The organism is Kineococcus gypseus (genome assembly GCF_050871305.1).
Taxonomy (GTDB): domain Bacteria; phylum Actinomycetota; class Actinomycetes; order Actinomycetales; family Kineococcaceae; genus Kineococcus; species Kineococcus gypseus.
Genome location: NZ_JBJLRD010000014.1, coordinates 42995 through 61393 on the forward strand (window position 1 = coordinate 42995; position 18399 = coordinate 61393).

17 protein-coding genes are annotated in these 18399 nt (G+C 76.9%); 6 read left to right on the forward strand and 11 right to left on the reverse strand.

Annotated features, from left to right (window positions below; translation table 11 throughout):
* Window positions 1-38: 38 nt before the first annotated feature.
* The 4 genes from nrdE to ACRYMN_RS07455 all read right to left on the reverse strand — a co-directional run bounded on the left by nrdE (window position 39) and on the right by ACRYMN_RS07455 (window position 3993).
* A complete protein-coding gene (nrdE, locus tag ACRYMN_RS07440; protein WP_432493641.1) occupies window positions 39-2171 on the reverse strand; it encodes a class 1b ribonucleoside-diphosphate reductase subunit alpha in 2133 nt (710 codons plus the stop codon).
* Window positions 2172-2206: 35 nt separating this feature from the next.
* The gene (nrdI, locus tag ACRYMN_RS07445; protein ID WP_432493563.1) at window positions 2207-2599 is read right to left on the reverse strand and encodes a class Ib ribonucleoside-diphosphate reductase assembly flavoprotein NrdI; all 393 of its coding nucleotides are present in this window, start codon (window positions 2597-2599) and stop codon (window positions 2207-2209) included.
* A gap of 10 nt (window positions 2600-2609) precedes the next feature.
* Window positions 2610-2855, reverse strand: a complete 246-nt coding sequence (gene nrdH, locus ACRYMN_RS07450) for a glutaredoxin-like protein NrdH (protein ID WP_432493565.1) — start codon at window positions 2853-2855, stop codon at window positions 2610-2612.
* Between the two features lie 352 nt (window positions 2856-3207).
* Window positions 3208-3993, reverse strand: coding sequence for a nitrilase-related carbon-nitrogen hydrolase (locus ACRYMN_RS07455; protein WP_432493567.1), 786 nt, complete (start codon window positions 3991-3993; stop codon window positions 3208-3210).
* Window positions 3994-4084: 91 nt separating this feature from the next.
* Between ACRYMN_RS07455 and ACRYMN_RS07460 the strand changes: the two genes are divergently transcribed.
* Window positions 4085-4738 carry a trimeric intracellular cation channel family protein gene (locus ACRYMN_RS07460; protein WP_432493569.1) on the forward strand — a complete coding sequence of 218 codons (654 nt, stop codon included), beginning with the start codon at window positions 4085-4087 and terminating at the stop codon, window positions 4736-4738.
* Window positions 4739-4828: 90 nt separating this feature from the next.
* On the opposite strand, the gene ACRYMN_RS07465 is transcribed toward ACRYMN_RS07460, so the two are convergent.
* Complete coding sequence (locus tag ACRYMN_RS07465; protein WP_432493571.1) at window positions 4829-7228, reverse strand: beta-xylosidase/alpha-l-arabinosidase; 2400 nt, start codon at window positions 7226-7228, stop codon at window positions 4829-4831.
* Window positions 7229-7471: 243 nt separating this feature from the next.
* On the opposite strand from ACRYMN_RS07465, the gene ACRYMN_RS07470 reads away from it, so the two are divergent.
* Window positions 7472-7684, forward strand: coding sequence for a hypothetical protein (locus ACRYMN_RS07470; protein WP_432493573.1), 213 nt, complete (start codon window positions 7472-7474; stop codon window positions 7682-7684).
* Window positions 7685-7711: 27 nt separating this feature from the next.
* Here ACRYMN_RS07470 and ACRYMN_RS07475 read toward each other — a convergent pair whose 3' ends face one another.
* Both ACRYMN_RS07475 and ACRYMN_RS07480 read right to left on the reverse strand, forming a co-directional pair.
* The gene (locus ACRYMN_RS07475; protein ID WP_432493575.1) at window positions 7712-9097 is read right to left on the reverse strand and encodes a sensor domain-containing diguanylate cyclase; all 1386 of its coding nucleotides are present in this window, start codon (window positions 9095-9097) and stop codon (window positions 7712-7714) included.
* Between the two features lie 60 nt (window positions 9098-9157).
* Window positions 9158-9820 (reverse strand): NAD(P)-dependent oxidoreductase, encoded by a 663-nt coding sequence (locus tag ACRYMN_RS07480; protein WP_432493577.1) that lies wholly within the window; start codon window positions 9818-9820, stop codon window positions 9158-9160.
* A gap of 151 nt (window positions 9821-9971) precedes the next feature.
* Between ACRYMN_RS07480 and ACRYMN_RS07485 the strand changes: the two genes are divergently transcribed.
* Window positions 9972-10925, forward strand: a complete 954-nt coding sequence (locus ACRYMN_RS07485) for an exopolyphosphatase (protein ID WP_432493579.1) — start codon at window positions 9972-9974, stop codon at window positions 10923-10925.
* Window positions 10926-11079: 154 nt separating this feature from the next.
* Window positions 11080-11379, forward strand: coding sequence for a hypothetical protein (locus ACRYMN_RS07490; protein ID WP_432493581.1), 300 nt, complete (start codon window positions 11080-11082; stop codon window positions 11377-11379).
* Here the strand turns inward: ACRYMN_RS07490 and ACRYMN_RS07495 are convergent.
* Window positions 11292-12248, reverse strand: coding sequence for a universal stress protein (locus ACRYMN_RS07495; protein WP_432493583.1), 957 nt, complete (start codon window positions 12246-12248; stop codon window positions 11292-11294). The two genes, ACRYMN_RS07490 and ACRYMN_RS07495, sit on opposite strands and share 88 nt — an antisense overlap.
* A 217-nt stretch (window positions 12249-12465) precedes the next feature.
* Between ACRYMN_RS07495 and ACRYMN_RS07500 the strand changes: the two genes are divergently transcribed.
* Window positions 12466-13863: an NAD(P)/FAD-dependent oxidoreductase gene (locus ACRYMN_RS07500; protein WP_432493585.1), complete on the forward strand. Its 1398-nt coding sequence runs from the start codon at window positions 12466-12468 to the stop codon at window positions 13861-13863.
* Between the two features lie 125 nt (window positions 13864-13988).
* Entirely contained in the window at window positions 13989-15530 is a 1542-nt protein-coding gene (locus ACRYMN_RS07505) for an APC family permease (protein ID WP_432493587.1), read from the forward strand.
* Between the two features lie 32 nt (window positions 15531-15562).
* Here ACRYMN_RS07505 and ACRYMN_RS07510 read toward each other — a convergent pair whose 3' ends face one another.
* Genes ACRYMN_RS07510 through ACRYMN_RS07520 form a run of 3 tightly spaced genes read right to left on the reverse strand, consistent with a single transcriptional unit; the run spans window position 15563 to window position 18332 of the window.
* Window positions 15563-16711: an N-acetylglucosamine-6-phosphate deacetylase gene (locus ACRYMN_RS07510; protein WP_432493589.1), complete on the reverse strand. Its 1149-nt coding sequence runs from the start codon at window positions 16709-16711 to the stop codon at window positions 15563-15565.
* Between the two features lie 40 nt (window positions 16712-16751).
* Window positions 16752-17582, reverse strand: coding sequence for an oxidoreductase (locus tag ACRYMN_RS07515; RefSeq protein WP_432493591.1), 831 nt, complete (start codon window positions 17580-17582; stop codon window positions 16752-16754).
* Between the two features lie 45 nt (window positions 17583-17627).
* Window positions 17628-18332 carry an MOSC domain-containing protein gene (locus ACRYMN_RS07520; protein ID WP_432493593.1) on the reverse strand — a complete coding sequence of 235 codons (705 nt, stop codon included), beginning with the start codon at window positions 18330-18332 and terminating at the stop codon, window positions 17628-17630.
* Between the last annotated feature and the right edge of the window lie 67 nt (window positions 18333-18399).

Consider the following 18399-nt stretch of genomic DNA (forward strand, 5'->3'; position numbering starts at 1 on the left):
CCCGTCCAGCGCCCTCGCCGTCCCGTGCGTGCCGATCGTCAGAGCATGCAGCTGACGCAGCCCTCGACCTCGGTGCCCTCCAGCGCCATCTGGCGGATGCGCACGTAGTAGATCGTCTTGATCCCCTTGCGCCACGCGTAGATCTGCGCGCGGTTGACGTCGCGGGTCGTGGCGGTGTCCTTGAAGAACAGGGTCAGCGACAGGCCCTGGTCGACGTGCTGGGTGGCCGCCGCGTACGTGTCGATGATCTTCTCGGGGCCGATCTCGTACGCGTCCTCGTAGTACTCCAGGTTGTCGTTCGTCATGAACGGCGCCGGGTAGTACACGCGGCCGAGCTTGCCCTCCTTGCGGATCTCGATCTTGGAGGCGATCGGGTGGATCGAGGAGGTGGAGTTGTTGATGTAGCTGATCGACCCGGTCGGGGGGACGGCCTGCAGGTTCTGGTTGAAGATGCCGTGCCGCTGCACGGAGGCCTTCAGCTCGCGCCAGTCGTCCTGCGTGGGGATCGCGATGCCGGCGTCGGCGAACAGCCGCGCGACGCGCTCGGTGGCCGGCACCCACTCCTGCTCGGTGTACTTGTCGAAGAAGCTGCCGTCGGCGTAGGCGGAGCGCTCGAAGCCCTCGAACGCCTGCCCGGCCTCGATCGCCAGCTCGTTGGAGGCGCGCAGCGCGTGGAAGAGCACCGCGTAGAAGTAGATGTTGGTGAAGTCGATGCCCTCGGGGCTGCCGTAGTGCACCCGCTCGCGCGCCAGGTAGCCGTGCAGGTTCATCTGGCCCAGGCCGATGGCGTGCGAGCGCGCGTTGCCGTGGGCGATCGAGGGCACCGAGCGGATGTCGCTGGCCACCGAGACGGCGGTCAGCGCGCGCACCGCGGTGCCCACGGTCGCGCCGAGGTCGCCGCCGTCCATGGCCAGCGCGATGTTCAGCGAGCCGAGGTTGCAGGAGATGTCCTTGCCGACGACCTCGTAGCCGAGGTCCTCGCCGAGCCTGCTGGGCGTGTTGACCTGCAGGATCTCCGAGCACAGGTTCGACATGTTGATGCGGCCGTCGATCGGGTTGGCCCGGTTCACCGTGTCCTCGAACACGATGTACGGGTAGCCCGACTCGAACTGCAGCTCGGCGAGGGTCTGGAAGAACTCGCGGGCGTCGATCTGCGTCTTCTTGATGCGCGGGTCCGCGACCATCTCGCGGTACTTCTCGCTCACCGGGACGTCGCCGAAGGGCACGCCGTAGACGCGCTCGACGTCGTAGGGCGAGAACAGGTGCATCGGCTCGTTGTTCTTGGCGAGCTCGAAGGTGATGTCGGGGACGACGACGCCCAGGCTGAGGGTCTTGATGCGGATTTTCTCGTCCGCGTTCTCGCGCTTGGTGTCGAGGAACCGCGTGATGTCCGGGTGGTGCGCCGAGAGGTACACCGCGCCGGCGCCCTGGCGCGCGCCGAGCTGGTTGGCGTAGGAGAAGGAGTCCTCCAGCAGCTTCATCACCGGGATGACGCCGGAGGACTGGTTCTCAATGCGCTTGATGGGCGCGCCGTACTCGCGGATGTTGCTCAGCAGCAGCGCCACGCCGCCGCCGCGCTTGGACAGCTGCAGGGCGGAGTTGATGCCGCGGCCGATGGACTCCATGTCGTCCTCGATGCGCAGCAGGAAGCAGGAGACGAGCTCGCCGCGCGAGGCCTTGCCGGCGTTGAGGAAGGTGGGGGTGGCCGGCTGGAAGCGGCCGCTGACGATCTCGTCGGTGATCGCGGTGGCCAGCGCCCGGTCGCCGGCGGCCAGGGTCAGGGCCGTCATCACGGCGCGGTCCTCGAAGCCCTCGAGGTACTGCTTGCCGTCGAAGCTCTTCAGCGCGTAGCTGGTGAAGAACTTGAAGGCGCCCAGGAAGGTGGCGAAGCGGAAGCGCGCGGCGTGGGCGCGGTCGGTCAGCTCGCGCACGAAGGCGCGCGGGTAGCGGTCGAGGACCTCGGCCTCGTAGTACCCCTCGGCGACGAGGTGGTCCAGGCGGGCCTCGAAGCTCTCGAAGCGCGGGGTGCTGGGCAGGACGTGCTGCAGGAAGTACTGGCGCGCCGCCTCGCGGTCCGCGTCGAACTGGATGCGCCCGTGCTCGTCCCACAGGTTCAGCATCGCGTTGAGCGAGTGGTAGCCGGCCGAGGCGGGGGCCGAGGGGTGCGGCACGGCCCCGGAGACCTCGGGGGCGTCGGAGGTGAGGGTCACAGCGTGTCCAATCCGTCGCGGACGCGACGCACGTCCTCGGGGGTGCCGAAGAGCTCGAAGCGGTACAGGAGGGGCACGCGGCACTTGGCGGCGACGATGTCGCCGGCCACGGCGTAGTGGGCCCCGAAGTTGGTGTTGCCCGCGCCGACCACCCCGCGGATGAGGGAGCGGTTGACCGGGTCGTTCAGGAAGCGGATGACCTGCTTGGGCACCGCGCCCCGCCCGTCCCCACCGCCGTAGGTGGGCAGGACCAGGACGTACGGCTCGCTGACGCGCAGGTGCTCCTCGTGCGGGCGCAGCGGGATCCGCCGCGCCGTCACCCCCAGCTCCTCGACGAAGCGGTGGGTGTTGCCGGACACGCTCGAGAAGTAGACGACGTCGAGCGGCACGGCGCCCTCCTCAGGCGGAGACGGCCGCGGAGCGGTCGGCGAGGGCCTCGATGCGGTCGGGGCGGAAGCCGGACCAGTGCTCGTCGCCGCTGACGACGACGGGGGCCTGGACGTAGCCGAGGGCGCGCACCGTCGAGAGCGCCTGCGCGTCGCTGGTGACGTCGACGACCTCGTAGGGGAGGCCCTTGCGGTCGAGCGCGCGGTAGGTCGCCTTGCACTGCACGCAGGACGGCGTGCTGTAGACGGTGATGCTCATGGGAGTGGTCCTTCCCTCGGGTGCGAGCCCGGCGTGCTGGGGTGACTCAGACACTACCCCTGGGGGGCGACAGCGCAAGGCACCACAAGATGGTGTGTCACACCGATGTGATTTCCCCAGGCTGTGGACGCGGTGGACGACGGGGTCCCGCAGGGCCGTGACCTGCGCCGTTGCTCCGTGCGGGGTGTGGGCGGGGTGTGGAGAACCCACAGCGAGTGACGGAAAAGTTGCTGAACGTGACCCGGCGTGTCGCGCGCGTCGCGCCGCGCCGCGCGTCCCGGCGGACGCCCCCGCCGGCCGTGGCGGCGGTGCCCGGCGCCTGCACCGCCCCGCCGGGCTGAGCCCGGGTGCCTCAGAACCGGCGGTTCGCCAGCACCGGCAGCACCTCCCGCGCACGCACCACGGCGGCCGGGTCGACGTCGACGACCAGGCGGCCAGGCTCGGGGCCCAGCTCGGCCAGCACCGCGCCCAGCGGGTCCACCGCGCGCGAGCGCCCCACCCCGGCGGGCGCGCCGGACGCGCCGCCGCCCTCCGGCGGGGCCGCCTGCCCGCAGGCGAGCACGAAGCACGTGCTGTCCAGCGCGCGGGCGCGCACGAGCAGCTCCCACTGCTCGGCCTTGCCCGGCCCGTCGCCCCAGGACGCCGGCACCAGCACCACCGACGCGCCGCGCTCGGCCAGCGCGGTGAACAGCCCGGGGAAGCGCACGTCGTAGCAGGTGGCCAGGCCCACGCCCACCCCGTCGACGTCGACGACGACCGGCTCGCGGCCCGGCTGCACGGTGTCGGACTCGGCGAAGCCGAAGGCGTCGAAGAGGTGGACCTTGTCGTAGGAGGCGCGCACCCCGGCGCCGCGCACCAGCAGGGTGTTGCGCACCCGCCCGCCCTCCCCCGGCGTGAAGGCGCCGGCGACGACGGTCAGGCCCGCCGCGTCGGCCAGGCGCTCCAGCTCGCGCGCCCACGGCCCGTCCTGCGGCTCGGCCACCGGCGCCAGCGGCACCCCGAAGCGGCACATCGTCGCCTCGGGCAGCACGAGCAGGCGCGCGCCGGCGGCGCGGGCCGCGTCGACCTCCGCGGCGACCAGCGCCAGGTTGGCGCGCGGGTCGTCGGTGCTGCGGATCTGTCCCAGCGCGATGCGCACGGCGTCCTCCGGTGCGGCGGGGGTCGGGCGCGGAGCGCGCCCGGGGGCATCCTGCCCCGGTGGCGCGCGGCGCGCCGGGCAGACTCGGCCGGTGAGCACCGCGCACCTGCTGCTGGCCCTGGACCTGGCCGGGGTCTTCGCCTTCGCCCTGGACGGGGCGCTGACGGCGATGCGCCGCACGACGCTGGACCTGTTCGGGGTGGTCGCCCTGGGCGTGGTCACCGCGACCGGCGGGGGGATGCTGCGCGACGTGCTGCTGGGCCAGCTGCCGCCGGCGTCGCTGCGCACCTGGTACTACCTGGCGGTGGCCACGCTCGGCGCGCTCGTGGCGTTCCGCGCGCACGCGCTGCTGACGCGCATGGCCCGCCCGCTGCTGGTCTTCGACACCCTGGGCCTGTCGCTGTTCGCCGTCACCGGCGCGCAGGTGGCGCTGGAGGCGGGCGTGGGCCCCGGGCAGGCGGTGCTGTTCGGGGGGCTGACCGCCGTGGGCGGCGGGACGCTGCGCGACGTGCTGGTGCGGCAGGTGCCGGGCGTCCTCACCGGCGGGCTGTACGCCGTCCCGGCGCTGGTGGGCGCGGCGGTGGCGGTGCTCGGGCCGCTGGCGGGCGGGCGCGAGCTCGCCTGGGCGCTGGCCGGGGCGGCGGTGTGCGCGGGGCTGCGCGTGGGCGGGGTGCTGCGCGGCTGGCGGGCGCCGCGGGCACCGCGCGCGACGCCGCACGGCCCCGGGGAGCCGGAGGGGGGCTGAGCCCTCCCCCGGCGCCCGGGGCCGCGCGGGCCAGGTGGACCGGGTGGACCGGGTGGACCGGGTGGGCCGGGCGGCGCCGGACCGGGGGCGTCAGGCCAGCGGCGAGACGCGCACCGGGGTGGTGCTGACGCGGTCGAAGCCGACGGTGCGCAGCGCGCCGGTCAGCTCGAAGGCGCCGGTGCACGGGGTGTCGGCCGAGGAGGAGCCGACCATGACCTCCACGCGGCCCGGCTCGACGACGCGCTCACCGGCGCGGCCGGTGAAGCTCGTGCGGTCGGCGTGCACCTCGAAGGTCACGCGCGCGGCGGCGCCGGCCTCCAGGTGCACGCGGGTGAAGCCGGTCAGCTCGCGCACCGGGCGGGTGACCTGGCCGAGCACGTCGTGCAGGTACAGCTGCACGACCTCGTCGCCGGAGCGCTCGCCGGTGTTGCGCACCGTCACCGACACCTCGAGGGTGCCGTCGGTGGGCACCTGCTCGGCCGACAGCTGCAGGTCCTCCACCGCGAAGGTGGTGTAGGAGATCCCGTGCCCGAACGGGAACAGCGGGGTGGGGTCGAGGTTGCTGATGCCCTGGCTGTCCGCGCCCAGCGGCGGCTGCAGGTAGGTGCCCGGCTGGCCGCCGTGGCTGACGGGCACCTGCACGGGCAGCTTGCCGCCGGGGTTGACGCGCCCGGAGAGCACGCCGGCGATGGCGCCGCCGCCCTCCTCGCCGGGCATGAAGGCCTGCACGACCGCGGCGGCGCCGGTCAGCGCGCCCAGGGCGTAGGGGCGGCCGGAGACGACGACGAGGACGACGGGCGTGCCGGTGGCCAGCAGCTCCAGCACGAGCTGCTCCTGCACGCCGGGCAGGCGCAGGTCCTCCGCGTCGCAGCCCTCGCCGGAGGTGCCGGCGCCGAACATGCCGGCGCGGTCGCCGACGACGGCGACGACGACGTCGGCGCCGCGCGCGGCCTCCACGGCCGCGGCGATGCCGGAGGTGTCCGGCTCGCGCACGTCGCAGCCGCGCTCGTGCACGACCTCCCACGCCGCGCCGGGCTCGGCGCGCAGCGCCTGCAGCACGTCGGGGACGTCCATGCCCAGCCCGAGCTGCGGGTAGCGCGGCAGCACGTGGTTGGCGAAGGCGTAGCAGCCCATGAAGGTGTTGGGGTCGTCCGCGCAGGGGCCGACGACGGCGATGCGGCGCTGCGCGTCCGGCGCCAGCGGCAGGGTGCCGTCGTTGGCCAGCAGCACGATGCTGCGCTCGGCCAGCTCGCGGGCGATGGCGCGGTTGCGCGCGGAGTCCAGCTCGCGGCCCTCGCCGGCGGCCACGGAGCCCTCCGGGGTCCAGTCGGCGTCCAGCAGGCCCAGCTCGGCCTTCTGCGTCAGCAGCCGGCGCAGCGCGCGGTCGACGTAGGACTCCTCCACGACGCCGCCGCGCACGGCGGCCACGAGGCGATCGCCGTAGCAGAGGGTGTCGGGCAGCTCGACGTCGATGCCGGCGCGCAGGGCCTGCACGCCCGCCTCGGCCTCGTCGGCGGCCGTGCGGTGCATCGAGGCCAGGAACGCGATGGCGGAGTAGTCCGAGACGACGGTGCCCTCGAAGCCCCAGCGGTCGCGCAGCAGCTCGGTGAACAGCCGCTCGTCGGAGGCGGCGGGCACGCCGTCCACGTCGGAGTAGGAGTTCATCACCGAGCGCGCCCCGCCGTGGCGCAGCGCCGCCTCGAAGGGCGGCAGGACGACGTCGGCGAACTCGCGCGGGCCCATGGAGACGGGGCCGTGGTTGCGCGCGGCGCGCGAGGCGGAGTAGCCGGCGAAGTGCTTCAGGGTGGCGACCACGCCGCTGCTCTCCAAGCCGCGCACGTACGCCGCGCCCAGGGTGGAGGTCAGGTGCGGGTCCTCGCCCATCGTCTCCTCGACGCGGCCCCAGCGGTAGTCGCGCACGACGTCCAGGACGGGCGAGAGGCCCTGGTGCACGCCGACGGCGCGCATGTCGTCGCCGATGGCGGCCGACATGCGCTCGACCAGCTCGGGGTCGAAGGTGGCGCCCCACGCCAGCGCGGCCGGGTAGACGGTGGCGCCGAAGGCCGTGAAGCCGGTCAGGCACTCCTCGTGCACGATCGCCGGGACGCCCAGGCGGGTGCGCTCGACGATGGAGCGCTGCAGGCGCACGACCTCCGCGCGGCCCTCCTCGACGCTGACCGGCTTGCTGCCGAAGACGCGGGTCAGGTGGCCCAGGCCGTGCTCGCTGGCCTTCTCGAACTCCACCGCGCCCGCGGAGAAGACGTCCTGCAGCGGTGCGACGTTGCCGGTGCCGGTGACCTCGGCGGGCGCCACGGCGCCCTCGCCGCCGCCGTGGCTGTTGCCGACCCAGCGGCTGCCCAGCTGCGCGACCTTCTCCTCCAGCGTCATCGCCGCGAGCAGCGCCTCGGCGCGCTCCGCGGGCGAGAGGGAGGTGTCGTGCCAGGGCTGGGTGCGCCCGGCGGGCGCGGGCGGCTGGTCGAGCGTGGTCATGCTGCTCCTCGGTCGGGGTGCGGCCGGGGGTGCCGGCGGCGGGGCGTGCTCGGGCGGGCGCGGTCGACCCTTCCGGAAACCCTACCGGAGCCGGTCCACCCCCGGCCGGGACCGCGCGGCCGGCCCACCGGTGCACCGCCCGGCGCGTCGGGGGGCTGGCGCCGACCCCCCGATCGGCGGTCTGATGCAGGTCCTGCAGCACGCGGTCGACCGGTCCGCCGGTCACGACACCATGGAGAAGACGTGGTCGAGACGTTGCACGACGCGGGTGTGAAGTCGGAGTGGGCCTACGCGGCGGGCTTCGCCAGCATCGGCCTGTCCTTCCTGGCGTGGTCGATCTCGCGCCGGGTGGAGGACTCCGGCATCGACCGGGCCGACCGGTGGGGCATCTTCATCGGCCACTGGGCACCGACCTTCTTCGGGCTGGGCAACGCCCTGCGCACCTACGAGCGCTGAGCGGGCCGGGGCCGCGGCGGCGCCGGGTCAGGACCGCGGCGCCGCGGCCTCGACGACCCTGTCGCGACCGGACTGCTTGGCCGCGTACAGCGCGTCGTCGGCCCGGCGCAGCACGTCGTCCGGGGGCTCGGCGCCGCGCCGCTCGGCGAAGCCGATGCTGCAGCTGCGCGCGGGCCGCACGCCCAGGCGCACCCGCTCCAGCAGCGCGCGCGCGTCGGCGGCGCAGCAGCCCGGCAGGGCCAGGGAGAACTCCTCGCCGCCCCAGCGGGCCACCACGTCGCCGGTGCGCAGCTCCCGGCGCACCAGCCGGGCCACCTCGGCGAGCAGGCGGTCCCCGGCCAGGTGCCCCTCGGCGTCGTTGTAGGCCTTGAAGCGGTCCACGTCCAGGACGGCGACCGTCAGCGGTTCGCCGTCGCGCTCGCACACCGCGGCGGTGCGGGCCAGGTGCTCCTCCCAGCCGCGGCGGTTGGGCAGGCCCGTCAGCGCGTCGGTGACGGCCGAGGAGGCCAGCTCGGCCAGCACGCGCGCGTGCTCCAGGGCCGCCGCGGCGCCGTCGGCCAGCCGCAGCACCGAGCGCACGGGTTCCTCCTCCGGCGTCGCGACCGGGTGGTCCCAGCGCACCGCGAGCACGGCGCCGGCCGCGCCGGAGGTGCTCAGCGGCCGGCACAGCAGCGAGCCCGGGCCCGCCGCGGGCGTCACGCCGGGGCCGGCGACGGGCTCGCGCTCGTCCGGCACCAGCAGGACGCCGCCGGTGCGGTGGGCGACGGCGACCGGGTGGGGCCCGTCGGGGTCGACGCGGGCGCCGACGCCCCCGCGCCCGCAGGCCGCCGTCACCACCAGCGCCGGGGCCGCGGCGCCCGCCGGGGCGGGCTCGAACAGGGCGACGCGGTCCGCGCCGCCGACGGCGCACACCGCCTCGACCACCTGCCGGCGCGGGTCCTCGCCGGCCTGCACGCACCGGGCGGTGCGGTCCAGGGCGGCCAGGACCGCCTCGGAGGCGCGCAGCGCCAGCTCCGCGGCCTTGCGGGCGGTGATGTCCTGCGGGGTGACGAGGGTCCACTCCTCACCGCCCGGCCCGGTGGTCGTCGTCACCGTCAGCCACACCCACACGACCTCGCCGCCGGGGCGCACGTAGCGCTTCTCCAGCTGCACGGCGTCCTCGCCGCGCGCCGCGGCGGCGCGCAGCCTGCCCTCGATGTCGCGGTTGGTGTGCAGGTCGTCGGGGTGGGTGAACGGCACGGTGGACGAGCCCAGCAGCTGCTCCTCCGGCCGGCCCAGCAGGGCGCACATCGCCGGGTTGACGGCGATGAAGACGCCCCCCTCGCACAACCCGATCGGCACCGGCGCCGCCTCGAAGACGAGGTCGCGGAAGTCCGCCGGCGCGCGCCGGCGCGCGCCCGGCGGGGCGTTCACGCGCGCTCCCGCGCGAGCGCGGGCGCCGGAACCGCGACGACGACCCGCCCGCCCACGGCCTCAGCGCCCCCCGGCGACCGGCCCGCTCGTCACGAGCAGCCGGCGCGCACCGCCGCGGGCGCCCGCCTGCTCCAGCAGGACGCCGGCGACGGCGGCGATGGACACCTTGGGCACGCCGCGCAGGCGGGGCGCTCCCTCCAGCGGCACGACGGCGAGCGGGGCGCGGTCCGGCGAGGTGGTGAGCATCACCGGGTGCACCACGGTCCAGTCCAGCCCCTCGGCCGGCAGCAGCGCCTCCGCGCGGGCCTTGTCGGTGAAGATCGCCCGCAGGAAGGTGCGCGCGGCGAAGCGGTCCGCCAGGGAGGCGCGGGCGGCGCTGTCGCCGACGCCGAGGGCGGAGGTGAGCACGAAGCGCGGCACGCCGGCGGCGCGGGCGGCCTCCAGCACGCGCGGCAGGGCGCGCTGCATGAGGTCGGTGCGGCGCACCGCGGCCGGGCCGGGCCGCGCGCCCAGGCAGGAGACGACCGCGTCGGCGCCGCGGAACGCCGCGGTCAGGGCGGGCAGGTCCTCCAGGTCGCCGCCGACGACCGTCAGGCCGCGGCGGGCGGGCACCGCCTCGGGCCGGCGCACGTACGCGGTCACCTCGTGCCCGGTGTCCAGGGCCCGCCGGACCAGCTCGCCGCCCAGCCTGCCGGTCGCTCCCAGCACGACGATCCGCACCACGGCTCCTCCCGCCGCCGGCGCACCCGGCCCGCGGCGCGACCACCGTAGGCGCGCGCGGGCGCGGCCCGGCGGGGCGCGGCCCGGCGGGTCCCTGACGGGTGCGCGGCCCGCGCCGCTCAAGGTGCGCGCGCGGCGTGCCGATGGGGAGCGCGTGACCTCCCCGCAGACCCTCCTGACGGCCGGCCCGTACCGGCTGGTGACGCGCAGCGACTTCGACGGGCTGGTGTGCGCGGTGCTGCTGCGCCAGCTCGACCTGGTGGACGAGATCACCTTCGTGCACCCCAAGGACGTGCAGGACGGCACCGTGGAGATCACGGGGCGCGACGTGCTGACGAACCTGCCGCACGACCCGCGCGCCCGCGTCGTCTTCGACCACCACCACTCCGAGACGCTGCGCGCCGCCGGGGCGGCCAACCACGTCATCGACGCCGACGCCCCCTCCGCGGCGCGCGTGGTGTTCGACTTCTTCGGCGGCGCCGAGCGCTTCCCGAAGGTCTCCGACGAGCTGATGCGCGCGGTGGACCAGGCGGACTCCGCGGCCTACGACGTCACCGAGGTCCTGGAGCCGACCGGCTGGACGCTGCTGAACTTCCTCATGGACAGCCGCACCGGGCTGGGCCGCTTCCGCGACTTCCGCATCTCCAACTACCAGCTGATGATGCAGCTCATCGAGCACTGCGTGACGTACCAGGACGTCGACGAGATCCTCGCCCTGCCGGACGTCGCCGAGCGCGTGGACCTCTACCGCGCGCAGGCGCAGCTGTTCCGCGCGCAGCTGGAGCGGGTGACCACCGTGCACGGCGACGTGGCGGTGCTGGACCTGCGCGACGAGGACGTCATCCACGCCAGCAACCGGTTCCTGGTGTACGCGCTGTTCCCGGCCGCGCGCGTGTCGATCCACGTGATGTGGGGCCGCGCGAAGCAGAACACCGTGTTCGCGATCGGCAAGTCGATCGTGGACCGGACCTCCCCCGTGGACGTCGGCGCGGTGTGCCTGGCGCACGGCGGCGGCGGCCACGTGGCCGCCGGCACCTGCCAGGTGCCGCACGAGGAGTCCGCCGCCGTGCTGGCGGACCTGGTCGCCTCCCTGCGCTCGGAGCGCTGAGGCACCACCCCGATCGCCGCGCGGCCGGCCGGTGCCCGGCCCGGCCGGCCGCGCGGCAGCCACGTCCCCGGACCACCGGGGCACCGGGCCACCTGGTCCCGGCGGCACCGCGCGCCGTCGAACGCGCGTTCGAAGCGCGTGCCATCCTGGGCGGGTGTCGGGCGGTCGGTGGAGCCGGGTGCAGGAGGAGGACCACCGCGCCGCCCGGGCGGGCGGCGGCCCCGTCCCCCCGGGCTGGGGCGCGCCGGCGCCCGCCGAGCGCACCGCCGCCGTGCACTGCTGGGTGCTCACCCCGCGCGACGGCGCCCGGCCCGGGGTGCTGCTGGCCTGGCGCCGCGAGGGCCGCGGCTGGCTGGGGCGGGCCGCCTACGTCCTGCTGGACGCCGAGGGGCGCCCGGTGCTCGTCGACGGCTGGGTCCCGGCGGCCGCGCTGCGCCCGGCGGGCCCGCCCTGAGCCGCGCCGCGGGCGGTGGCGGTGTCGGGCAGCACCACGGTGCGCGGGGCGCGCGGCACGAGCACGATGGGGGCCCGCAGCGTGCGCACCGGCAGGGTCGCCGCGTCGGCGGTGGCCGCCACGACGAGGTCGCCCACCCGCGCGCCGCGCGCGACCGCGTCCCCGGGCGGGGCCTGCACGACGTCGGCGACCACCGGCCGGTGCGCGGCGGCGGCCAGGCGCTCGCGGGCGCCGCGGTGGCGCTGCAGCGCCAGCGGCGAGCGCCGGTCGCGGGAGGCCGGCGTGCCCGGCGGCGGGCTCCAGGTGGTCAGCAGCCGCACGTCCCAGCCGGTGGCCCGCGCGCGCTGCGCCGTGAACTCCACCGCGGCGTCGGAGGCGGCGGCCAGGGCGGCGTCGGAGACCACCAGCAGGCGCCGCGGCGGGGTCAGGACCGCCTGCGGGCCGACGAGGACCACCGGCACCGGCGAGCGGGCCAGGCACCCCCGCAGCACCTGCCCGTCGCCGGGACCGAGCGGGCCGACGCGGCGCCCGCAGCCGAGCACCAGCCACCCGCACGAGGCCGCGGCCACCAGCAGGGCGGTGACGGGGTCGCCGGTGACGACCGAGGTGGTCACCGGCGGGAAGCGGCCGGGCAGGTGCTCGCGCTCCTCGGCCAGCGCGGCGGCCAGCGAGGCGGAGGGCAGCGGCGCCGTCGGCGGGGCCGGCAGCGAGCGGCTCGGCGGCGGCCCGTGCGGCGGGTCCACCGCGACGACGTGCACGGAGCCGTGCGCGTCCAGCGCCTCGGCCAGGGCCCAGCGCAGCGCGCGCCGGGAGGCCCCCGACCCCGACCAGCCGACCGTGGTGCGTCCTCGCGGGACCCCCTCGTTCACGACACCGCCTCCTCGCGGCCCGGGGGCGGGCGACGCCGCCCCGTGCACCGATGGTCCGCCCCCGCGCCCGCGCGCACAACCGCGCGCAGCGGGTCGAGCGCGACCGGGCGCTGCGCCACCGCGACCGAGCGCCACCGGCCACCACGGACCACCGCCCGCCCGCGACCCCCCGCCGGGGGGTGGACCGCGGGCCGGGCGTCGGGGTAGGAAACCCGCCGTGCCCTTCGCCCCCGCGACCACCGCCGCCGTCGAGGAGTCCCTGCGCTGGGCGGTGGGCACCCCGTTCTGGCTGGACGACCCGCACCGGCCCGCGGCGCTGCCGCCGCTGACCGCCGCCGCGCGCGCCGACCTCGTCGTGGTCGGCGGCGGGCTGACGGGGCTGTGGACGGCGCTGCGCGCCAAGGAGCGCGACCCGGACCGCGACGTGCTGCTGCTGGAGGCCGCCCGCACCGGCTGGGCCGCCTCCGGGCGCAGCGGCGGCTTCGTCGAGGCGAGCCTGACGCACGGGCGCGCCAACGGCCGCCGGCACCTGCCGCACGAGCTGGAGCGCCTGGAGGAGCTGGGGCTGCGCAACCTCGACGGCATCGAGGCCAGCGTGGCGCGCCACGGCTGGCGGTGCGGCTTCGAGCGCACCGGGCTGCTGTCGGTGGCCACCGAGCCGCACCAGGTGGCGTGGCTGCGCGGGCGCGAGGGGTTCCTGGACCGGGAGGCGGTGCGCGAGCAGGTGCGCTCGCCCACCTACCTGGCCGGGGCGTGGGACCGGCGCGGCGCTGCGCTGGTGGACCCGGCCCGCCTGGTGCACGAGCTGCGGCGCACCTGCCTGGAGCTGGGCGTGCGCATCGCCGAGGGCACGCCCGTGCGGGCCCTGGAGGGGGAGGCGGGCGGGGTGCTGGTGCGCTGCGAGCGCGCCGCGGTGCGCGCGCGCCACGTCGCCCTGGCCACCAGCGCCTTCCCCTCCCTGCTGCGGCGCTACCGCCTGCACACCGTGCCGGTGCACGACTACGCGCTCGTCACCGAGCCGCTGCCGCCGGCGCTGTGGGAGCAGGTGGGCTGGCGGGGCCGGCAGGGCGTGGAGGACCTGGCCAACCGCTTCCACTACTACCGGCGCACCGCCGACGGGCGGGTGCTCTTCGGCGGCTACGACGCCGTGCACCGCTTCGGCGGGCGCCTGTCCGCGGCCCACGACCAGCGCCCGGCGACGTTCCGGCGCCTGGCCGCGCACTTCGCGCAGACGTTCCCGCAGTTCGAGGGCGCGCGCTTCACGCACGCCTGGGGCGGGGCGATCGACACCTGCACGAGGTTCTTCCCCTTCTTCGGCACCGGCCACGGCGGGCGCGCAGTGCACGTGGCGGGGTTCACCGGCCTGGGGCTGGGGGCCGGCCGCTTCGCCGCCGACGTCCTGCTGGACCTGCTGGCGCTGCCCGAGCACGGGCCCACCGAGCTGACGGAGCTGGACCTGGTGCGCCGGGTGCCGCCGCCGTTCCCGCCGGAGCCGCTGGCGTGGGCGGGCATCGCCCTGACCACCCGCGCCCTGGCGCGCGCCGACGCCCGCCAGGGCCGGCGCGGGCCGTGGCTGCGCGCCCTGGACCGCCTCGGCGTGGGCTTCGCCAGCTGAGGCGCGCCCCCGGAGCGCGGGCTCGGAGGGGTCCGGGGGGCCGGGGGCTCGGCCCGCCGGTGCCGCCGCTCGGCCCTACTGTGGGCGCCGCCCACCGCAGGACCGGCACCACCCCGAGGAGCAGCATGGCGCAGCGCGGCGACACCGGCGGCACCGCGACGGTCCCGCCCGGCACCGGCAAGGGCCTGCGCCCGGGCGCGCTGGGCCTGTGGGGCAACACCGTCATCGGCCTGGGCGCCACCGCCCCGGCGTACAGCCTGGCGGCGACCCTGGGGTACGTGGTGCTGGCGGTGGGCGAGAAGGCGCCGGCGATGTTCGTCGTGGCGTTCGTGCCGATGCTGCTGGTGGCCTTCGCCTACCGGGAGCTGAACCGCGCCGCCCCCGACTGCGGCACCACGTTCACCTGGGGCACGAAGGCGTTCGGGCCGTGGGTGGGCTGGATGGGCGGCTGGGGGGTGGCGGTCTCGGCCGTCATCGTGCTGGCCAACGTCGCCGAGATCGCGGCCGTGTACGCGCTGCGGTTCCTCGGCGCCGAGGGCGCCGCGGCGGACCCCGTGCTGCGCGTGGGTCTGGGCGTGGCGCTCATCGTCGCCATGACGTGGGTCAGCTACCGGGGCATCCGCATCTCCGAGCGCCTGTCGAACGTGCTCATCGTGCTGCAGTTCGCCGTGCTGGGCGCCGTCTCCATCGGCGCGCTGCACCTGGTGGGCACCGGCGCGGCGGGCCCGCAGGCGGTGCTGCCGCGCTGGGAGTGGTTCTCCCCGCTGGGCGTGGGGTCGTCCGCGCTGGCCGAGGCGGTCATCCTCTGCGTGTTCATCTACTGGGGCTGGGACGCGTGCCTGGCGGTCACCGAGGAGACGCGCGACTCCGGGTCCACGCCGGGGCGCGCGGCGGTGCTGGCCACGGTGGTGCTGGTCGTCACCTACGTGCTGGTGGCCGTGGCGGTGCAGGCGTACGCCGGCTTCGGCACCACCGGCACCGGCCTGGCCAACGAGGACAACGCCGACGACGTGCTGAGCCTGCTGGGCGAGCCGGTGGGCGGGCCGGTGCTGGCCGCGCTGCTGCTGCTGACCGTGGCGGTCTCGGCGGCGGCCTCCACGCAGACGACGATCCTGCCCACGGCGCGCGGGGCGCTGGCGATGGCGGTGTACGGGGCGCTGCCGCAGCGCTTCGCGCGGGTGCACCCGCGCCACCGCACGCCGTCGTTCGCCACGGTGGTCGTGGGCGCGGCGGCCGTGGGCTTCTACCTCGTGCTCAGCGCGGTCAGCCAGAACGCGCTGCAGGACTCCATCGCCTCGCTGGGCCTGGCGGTGGCGTTCTACTACGGCATCACCGCGTTCTCGTGCGTGTGGTTCTTCCGCCGCACCCTGACCCGCTCGCCGCGCGACCTGCTGCTGCGCGGGGTGTTCCCCGCGCTGGGCGGGGCGGCGATGCTGTGGGCGTTCACCCGCAGCGCCGCGGACATGCTCGACCCCGACTACGGCTACACCCGCTTCGGCCCGGTGGGCGGCGTCTTCGCCATCGGCGTCGGCATGATCGTGCTGGGGGTGCCGCTGATGCTGCTGTGCGCGGTGCGGCTGCGGGCGTACTTCCGCGGCGAGACGCTGCGCGCCGACACCCCGGTGCTCGCGCCCGAGACGGGCGAGCCGCCGATCGGCGGCCTGTGAGCGAGCGCGCCCGGGCGCGGCCCCCAGACCCCTCAGGTCCCTCGGGCCACGACCCGCCGCACCCGCAGGTCCGCGTCGAGCAGCACCGCTCCCCCGGTCGCGCCGGGCTCGAGGTGACCGCGGTCGGCGCCGCCGAGCACCGCGGCGGGCACGGCCGTCACCGCGGCCAGGGCGTGCTCCAGCGGCAGCCCGGCGGCCACCGCGCCGCGCAGCGCGCGGTCCAGGGTCAGGGTGCTGCCGGCCAGCGCGCCGCCGCCGGCCAGGCGGGCGACGCCGCCCTCGACGACGACGTCCAGCCCGCCCAGGCGGTGCGCGCCGTCGGGCGCGCCGGCGGCGGGCAGCGCGTCGGTGACCAGCGCGGTGCGCGCCGGGCCGGCGGCGCGCGCGGCCAGCGCCAGCACCAGCGGGTGCAGGTGCACGCCGTCGGCGATCAGCTCGACCGCGACGCGCTCGTCGGCCAGCAGCGCCGGCACCGGGCCGGGGCGGCGGTGGTGCACCGGGGGCATCGCGTTGAACAGGTGGGTGGCCAGGCGCGCCCCGGCCTCCACGGCGGCGCGCGCGGTGGCCTCGTCGGCGCCGGTGTGCCCGAGCGCGGCGACCGCGCCGGAGGCGGCCACGCGCTCGACGGCGGCCAGCCCGCCGGGCAGCTCCGGGGCCAGCGTGACCACCCGCACCGGGCCGGCGCGCAGCAGGCGCTCGACGTCGGCCGCCTCCGGCGCGCGCAGCAGCGCGGCCTCGTGCGCGCCGGCGTGCTCCCGGCTGAGCCAGGGGCCCTCCAGGTGCACGCCCGCCAGCACGCCGTCGGCGACGGGCCCGGCCAGCGCGGCGAGGGTCTCGGCCAGCTCGTCGACCGGGCGGGTGACGAGGCTGGCGACCAGGGTGGTGGTGCCGTGCGCGCGGTGCCAGGCGGCGGCGGTGAGCGCGGCGCGCACCGCGGCGTCGCCGGTGCCGCCGAAGGCCGCGCCGGCGCCGCCGTGGCAGTGCAGGTCCACGAAGCCGGGCACCACCAGGTGCCCGCGGGCGTCGGCGACCTCCCCGGCGCGGGCGCGCACCGCCGGCGGCGCCGGGCCGGGCCCGACGTCGAGGACCTCCCCGGCGCGCAGCAGCACCCACCCGCCGGGCAGGGTGCGCGCGCCGGTGCGCACCTCGCCGCCGGTGAGCAGGACGGTGGCCGCGCCCACGGGAGCCCGGGGGTGCCCGCTCGCGCGGCCGCCGCCGGGCTCAGGCGTCGAAGTCGGTGCTGACGGTCAGCTCGCGCCAGGCCTCCAGCTCGGCGCGCCGGGCGTCGAGCACGCCGCTGTAGGTCTGCAGCGCGTCGCTGCCCAGGAACAGCAGCCCCGGCGGCTGCTCGGACTCCACCGCCGTGATGATCGCCGCGGCGGCCTTGGCCGGGTCGCCGGGCTGGGTGCCGTGCACGGTGTCGTGCTCCTTGCGGCGCTTGCCGGCGGTCTCGGCGTAGTCGGCGATGGGGTGGGCGGACTGCGTCAGCGAGCGGCCGGCGAAGTCGGTGCGGAAACCGCCGGGGGCCACGATCGTCACGCTGATCCCCAGCGGGGCCAGCTCCTGGCGCATGGAGGTGGACAGCGCCTCCAGCGCGGACTTCACGGCGGCGTAGTAGCCCGAGCCGGGCGGGCACACGTGCGCGCCGATGGAGGAGAGGTTGACGATCGCCCCCGAGCGGCGCTCGCGCATGCCGGGCAGCACGGCCTTGGCCAGGGCGACCGGGCCGAAGACGTGGGTGTCGAACAGGCGCCGCACGTCGGCGTCCTCGCCCTCCTCCACCGCGGCGCGGTAGCCGTAGCCGGCGTTGTTGACGAGGACGTCGACGCCGCCGAAGCGCTCCTGCGCGCGGCGGGCGGCCTCGGCCACCTGCGCCGGGTCGGTCACGTCCAGGGGCAGCGCCAGGGCGGTGTCGGGGTGCGCCCGCTCGAGGTCGCGCACCGCCTCGGCGTCGCGGGCGGTGACGACCGCGCGGTGGCCGCGGGCGAGGACCGCCTCGGCGAGCGAGCGGCCGAGGCCGGTGGAGCAGCCGGTGATGAGCCAGGTGGACATGCGGGCATCCTGCCGCGCGCCCGGGCCCGGGGCGCGCGGGGGTGCTCAGGGCCGTGCGGCGGGACCCGGGTCGGCGTCAGGGGCGGGCCCGGCCCGGCGCGCGCGGCGCCGGGCCTCGCGGCGGTCCCCGGCGGGCAGCTGCGGCACCGCGCGCAGCAGGGGCAGCAGGTCCGGCCGCGTGGTCAGCGCCGCGAACGCGGTGCCGATGCTCACCCCGTGCGCGGGCACGTCGCGCACGCGCACCGCGTCCCCGGCGCGCACCTCGCCGGCGCGCAGCACGCGCAGGTACGCGCCGGGCACCCGCGCCGCGGTGAACGTCGCCAGCCAGCGCGGCTCCCCCATGCGCACCGCGAACGTCACGCACGGCAGGCGCGGGCAGGAGACCTGCAGCAGCGCCGTGCCCACCTCCCACACCTCCCCGATCACGGCACCGGTGACGTCGACGCCGGCGGTGGTGAGGTTCTCGCCGAACGTGCCGCCGGGCAGCGCGCGGTGCAGGCGCGCCTCCCACGCGTCGAGGTCCTCGCGGGCGTACGCGTACACGGCCTGGTCGTCGCCGCCGTGGTTGGCGGTGTCGCTGACGTGGTCGCCGGCCAGCCCGCTGCCGCCGACGCCCTTCGGGCCCGGCGCGCGCACCGCGACCGGCCCGTCGACGGGGCGCTTGTCGATGCCGCTGGTGCCGCCCTTGGCGGCGATCGGGCGCTCGCGCCCGACGTTCACCGACAGCACCCGCGCGCTCGTGGTGTCCACCCTCCGACCGTAGGGGCGAGCGGGCCCCGGGTCACCGGGTCGACCCGGTACCCGCGCGGTGCCCGCC

Bases quoted from the DNA above. Each gene is read 5' to 3' on its own strand.
- ACRYMN_RS07515 (WP_432493591.1), bottom strand. From the start codon at position 17,582: ATGTCCACCTGGCTCATCACCGGCTGCTCCACCGGCCTCGGCCGCTCG.
- nrdH (WP_432493565.1), bottom strand. From the start codon at position 2,855: ATGAGCATCACCGTCTACAGCACGCCGTCCTGCGTGCAGTGCAAGGCG.
- ACRYMN_RS07465 (WP_432493571.1), bottom strand. From the start codon at position 7,228: ATGACCACGCTCGACCAGCCGCCCGCGCCCGCCGGGCGCACCCAGCCC.
- ACRYMN_RS07505 (WP_432493587.1), top strand. From the start codon at position 13,989: ATGGCGCAGCGCGGCGACACCGGCGGCACCGCGACGGTCCCGCCCGGC.